The sequence below is a fragment of the Kitasatospora sp. MY 5-36 genome (genome assembly GCF_001182915.1).
Taxonomy (GTDB): domain Bacteria; phylum Actinomycetota; class Actinomycetes; order Streptomycetales; family Streptomycetaceae; genus Kitasatospora.
Genome location: NZ_LFVW01000782.1, coordinates 1 through 4,602 on the forward strand (window position 1 = coordinate 1; position 4,602 = coordinate 4,602).

3 protein-coding genes and 2 pseudogenes are annotated in these 4,602 nt (G+C 74.0%); 3 read left to right on the forward strand and 2 right to left on the reverse strand.

Annotation, left to right across the window (positions count from 1 at the left end):
- A pseudogene (locus AE652_RS35870) lies at positions 1–433 on the forward strand (hypothetical protein); the annotation flags it as partial.
- A gap of 10 nt (positions 434–443) precedes the next feature.
- Here AE652_RS35870 and AE652_RS35875 read toward each other — a convergent pair.
- Positions 444–2,036, reverse strand: coding sequence for a M4 family metallopeptidase (locus tag AE652_RS35875; protein ID WP_053112463.1), 1,593 nt, complete (start codon positions 2,034–2,036; stop codon positions 444–446).
- A 159-nt stretch (positions 2,037–2,195) separates the two neighbouring features.
- Between AE652_RS35875 and AE652_RS35880 the strand changes: the two genes are divergently transcribed.
- Complete coding sequence (locus tag AE652_RS35880; protein WP_049659195.1) at positions 2,196–2,597, forward strand: GNAT family N-acetyltransferase; 402 nt, start codon at positions 2,196–2,198, stop codon at positions 2,595–2,597.
- Positions 2,598–2,667: 70 nt separating this feature from the next.
- On the forward strand, positions 2,668–3,996 hold the full coding sequence (locus tag AE652_RS46875) for a hypothetical protein (protein ID WP_159028653.1): 1,329 nt from the start codon (positions 2,668–2,670) through the stop codon (positions 3,994–3,996).
- A gap of 75 nt (positions 3,997–4,071) precedes the next feature.
- Here the strand turns inward: AE652_RS46875 and AE652_RS35890 are convergent.
- Positions 4,072–4,602: pseudogene (locus tag AE652_RS35890) on the reverse strand (hypothetical protein); the annotation flags it as partial.

Below are 4,602 nucleotides of genomic sequence, written 5' to 3' on the forward strand. Positions count from 1 at the left end.
GGCCGCCGCCGCGCCGTCGCCCGCGGTGGCCCGGGTGCTGGCCGAGCCCCGGATCGAGCTGCCGCCGGAGGCCGCCGCCGACCTGCGCGGCGGCACGGTCCACGACAGCGTGCTGGAGGCGATGCTGCGGCTGGCCGGCCCGTACACGCTCTCGGTGAGCGTGGTGCGGACCGGCCACCCGCTGGACGTCTTCGGGACGACCCGGCCCAGCGACCATCCGCTGGGCCGGGCCTTCGACGTCTGGCGGATCGACGGCCTGGCGGTGGTGGACCCGGGTACGTCCCGGCAGCTGGTCGAGTCCTTCATGCGGGACGCGGCCGCCGCCGGTGCGTACAACGTGGGCGGTCCGGTGGCGGTCCCGGGCGGCGTCGGCAACCAGTTCTTCACCGACGACACCCACCACGACCACTGCCACGTGGGCTTCAACCACTAGGCACCGTACGTCAGTTGACGTTGACGCCGCTCCAGGCCGCCGCGACCGCGTTGTACTCGGCGCTGCCGGCGCCGTACAGGTCGCGGGCCGCGTTCAGCGAGGCGGAGCGGGCGCCCTTGTAGGTGGTGGTGGAGGTCATGTAGACGGTCAGCGCGCGGTACCAGATCTTGGCGACCTTGGCGTTGCCGATGCCGGCCAGCGTGGAGTTGTTGCAGGTCGGGCTGGTGTAGGTGACGCCGTTGACGGTCTTGGTGCCGCTGCCCTCGCTGGCCAGGTAGAACCAGTGGTTGCCGACGCCCGAGGAGTAGTGGACGTCGAGCTTGCCGACGCCGCTGCTCCAGCAGTCGGCCGAACGGCCGTCCAGCGAGGGCTTGTCGAAGCGGCGCAGCCACGGCGGGGTGGACTGGTCGCTGAACAGGTAGTCGCCCTTGTCGACGCTGTTGTTGGCGTACCACTCGACCATGGTGCCGAAGATGTCGCTGGTGGACTCGTTGAGGCCGCCGGACTCGCCGCTGTAGCGCAGGTTGGCGGTGGCGCTGGTGACGCCGTGGGTCATCTCGTGGCCCATGGTGTCGAGGTCCACCTGCTCCGGGTCGGTGGTGCCGTCGCCGTCGCCGGTCATCATGCAGAAGCAGGTGTCGGACCACTGGGCGTTGTCCCAGTTGGTGCCGACGTGGACGAAGACGGTGGCGCCCTTGCCGTCGTTCTTGATGCCGCTGCGGCCGTGGACGTTCTTGTAGTAGTCGTACGTCCAGGCGGTGTTGGCGTGGGCGTCGACGGCGGCGGTGGTGCGGTCGGAGGAGAACTTCTTTCCGTCGCCCCAGACGTTGGTGGTGCTGGTGATCGCGGTGCCGGAGGAGGCCTTGAGCGAGCTCGCGGCGACGTTGTTGGCGTCCTTGGTGACGTGGCCGCGGACCGGGTCGGTCAGGGTGTAGCCGCCGTTCGCGGCGGTGGTGTCGATGGTGACCGTGCCGGTGTACTCGGAGTTCCCGGTGCCGGCGGCCTGGTGCTCGGCGTCGTAGGACTCGATCTGCTCGCCCGTGGTGGCGTCGGTGACGACCACCTTGCCGGCCGGCTGGCCGTGCTCGCCGGTGCCCTCGACGGTGGTGCGCCAGGCCAGCCGGGGGGTGCCGTCGGCGGCCCAGACGACCAGCTCGGGGCTGCTGACGGCATCCTTGACACCCGGGGCGGCGGCCAGCGCGCCGGCCGCGCCGGACTGCGCGGTCACCTTGGGGACGGTCGACTTCACGGCGGCGTCGTGGGCGGCCGCGCGGGAGGAGTCCTTGAGCCGGCCCTTGGCGTCCTGGTGGACGACCAGGTCGCCGCCGACCACCGGCAGGCCCTGGAAGGTCCGGTCGAAGCGGACGTGGGTGGCACCGTCGGCGTCGACCACGACGTCCTTGAGCACGAGGTCCTGGCCGGCGCCGAAGCCGAACACCCCCGCGTTGTGGGCGACGTTGGCGCGGGCCTGGGATATCGCGGCCTCGCGCATGCCGGGGGCGGCGGAGGCGGTGGCGGCCGGGACGGTGGCGCCGGCGAGGGCGGCGACGACCACGAAGGCCGCGGCCACGCGGGCACGGCGGGAGGAGGACGTGGGGATCACTCGGACTCCAGTGGGGGTAGCTGTGCAGGGAAAGGAGCTGCGACCGAGATTGACGGGGGTCAGTCAGATTGAGCTAGAGGAAAGGTCATAACTTTGCCAAGTCGTGTCCTTGGTCGATAAAAAATGATCGGAAGTTAACAAGGGCTCTACAGTGCCGTCGTGACGATCGACTACCTGTGGCGCGGCCCGCTCACCGATCCCGAACTCGACGCCCTGCACGCCGAGGCCTTCGGCCACCCCGTGGAACCCGGCGGCCGGCTCGCCCGGCTGGAACGGCACAGCCTCGGCTGGGTCACCGCCCGCCGCACCGCCGACGGCGCCCTGCTCGGCTTCGTCAACCTCGCCTGGGACGGCGGCGCCCACGCCTTCCTGCTCGACACCGCGGTCTCCCCGGACACCCGGCGGCAGGGCGTCGCCACCCGGCTGGTCGCGGAGGCCGCCGACGGCGCCCGCGCGGCCGGCTGCGCCTGGCTGCACGTCGACTTCGAGCCGCACCTGCGCCCCTTCTACCTCGACGCCTGCGGCCTGCGCCCCACCGACGCCGGGCTGTTGGCGCTCTGACACCTTGCCGCCGGCCTCCGATGCTCCGACACTGGGCGGCCGGCCCTCCCAGGCTCTACGCTTCCGCCCCATGGACGGATGGGTGGGGGCCTGGACCGGCGGCCGGGCGGCGGTCCACGTGGGCGACGTCGCGGACTTCAACGCGCAGTTCCTCGCTCCCGGCATGGACCCGGCGCAGCGCCTGCGACGGCTGCGGCACGCCCACCACTACGCCTGCCTGGCCGCCTGCTACAGCCCCGAACCGGCGCTGCTGGTGCTGCCCGCCGAGGTCGCCCCGGAGTGGACCGACTGGCTGGCCCGGGAGTTGGTCTGGGGCCCGGTCGAGGTGCACAGCGGCGTGGCACCGGACCGCACGGTGGCCGAGGCCCTCGCCGACCGTCCCGCCCTGGCGGCCCGGATCGCCGACTCCGGCCGTCCGGTAGTGGGGTGGGGCCGGACGGCCGCGCAGGGCGAGGGGCCCGAGCTGGCCGCTGTCCGCCGCTACGAGTCCAAGGCCGCCGCGCACGACCTGTTCACCGCCCTCGCCCCCGGGCACCCCGGCATCCGGGTGCCGCACCAGGAGCGCCCGGGCGGCCGGCGCCGGGCGGCCCGTCGGCTGACCGCCCGCGCCGTCCGGGGCCTGACCACGGTGCTGAAGAGCCCGTACGGCGTCGGCGGCTACGGCACCGTCGTGGTGGAGCCCGCCGAACTGTTCGCCGCGGGCGGCGGCCGGGCCCTGCTGCGGCGCCTGGTCCGCACCGAACTCCTGCCCGCAGACGGGGAGTTGCTGCTGGAGGAGTACGTCGACGCCGGCCCGTCCGCCCGGCTTCGCGACCTCACCCAGGACGCCCTGGTCGGCCCGGACGGCACCGTCCACCCGGTCGGCGCGGGCGCCATGGAGGTGGCCGGCACCCGCTACCAGGGCGTCACCGTCGGCCCCGGCGCGGTGCCGGGGGACGCCGCCGACACCGCCCGCCGGTTCGCCGTGGCGGTGGGGGAGCGGCTGGCCGCCGAGGGCTACCGGGGCTGGTACGACGTCGACTTCGTCACCGACCGGGAGCGCCGGCTCGCCCCCACCGAGATCAACCTGCGGCTCACCGGGCCGGCCGTCGCCCTCGTGCTGCGCGCCCGCCTCGACGCGGTGCGCGGCCCCGGCCACCTGGTCCGCACCCTGGACGCGATGCCGCTCGGCGCCCGGCTCGACCAGGCCGCGCTGCACGACCACCTGGAACGGTTGCGGCCGCGCTGCGCCCGGCTCGGCGTCACCCTGCTGCCGCTGATCCCGACCGCCTCCCGCGAGCCGGAGCCCTTCGTCGGCCTCGCCCTGGCCGGGCCGGACACCGAGTCGCTGGACGCGGCCGAGGCGCTGGTCGCCGCCGCGAACCACGGGCTGGCCCGGATGTTCGAGGCGCTGCGCTGAGCCGCCGGCGACGTCGGGCGCGCCTGAGCAGCCGCCGGCGGGGTCGGGCGCGCCTGAGCAGCCGCCGGGGTCCCGTCACTCCTTCCCGGCCGGCGGCCGCCAGAGCACGAAGCGCACCAGCACCAGCGCCGCGAGCATCAGCGGGATGTTGAACGCGAACACCATCGCCGTCTCGCGCGGCCAGTCGGTGGCCCTGGTGAGCCGGTAGAGGTTGTCCTGCGGCCACCAGTTGACCAGCAGCCAGGCGATCGCCAGATGGGTCAGCAGCGACAGCCCGAACGGCCTGCCCAGCCGCAGGACGGCCTCGAAACCGATGGTGAGGTAGACGATCCCGGCGCCGAAGGCCAGGTTCTCGCAGAGGTACAGCAGCTGGAAGAAGCCGCGGTACGGGGAGGGGACGCCCGTGAGGTCGGTCGAGCCGGGGAAGAGCGCGAAGGTCATCGCCCAGGCCGCGAAGGCGAACACCAGGACGCAGACCACCGCCGCGCAGCCGCCGGTGAAGCCCGCGTCCCCGGAACGCGGGCCCCCGGCCTTGCCGCCGCCCTTGCCGCCGCTCCGCCCGCCCGCCTTGGCGGAGCGCGGGGCGGCGTGCTCCGGCGGGGCCGG

Excerpts from the sequence above, each read along its gene's own strand:
- AE652_RS46875 (WP_159028653.1), top strand. The coding sequence starts at position 2,668 with ATGGACGGATGGGTGGGGGCCTGGACCGGCGGCCGGGCGGCGGTCCAC.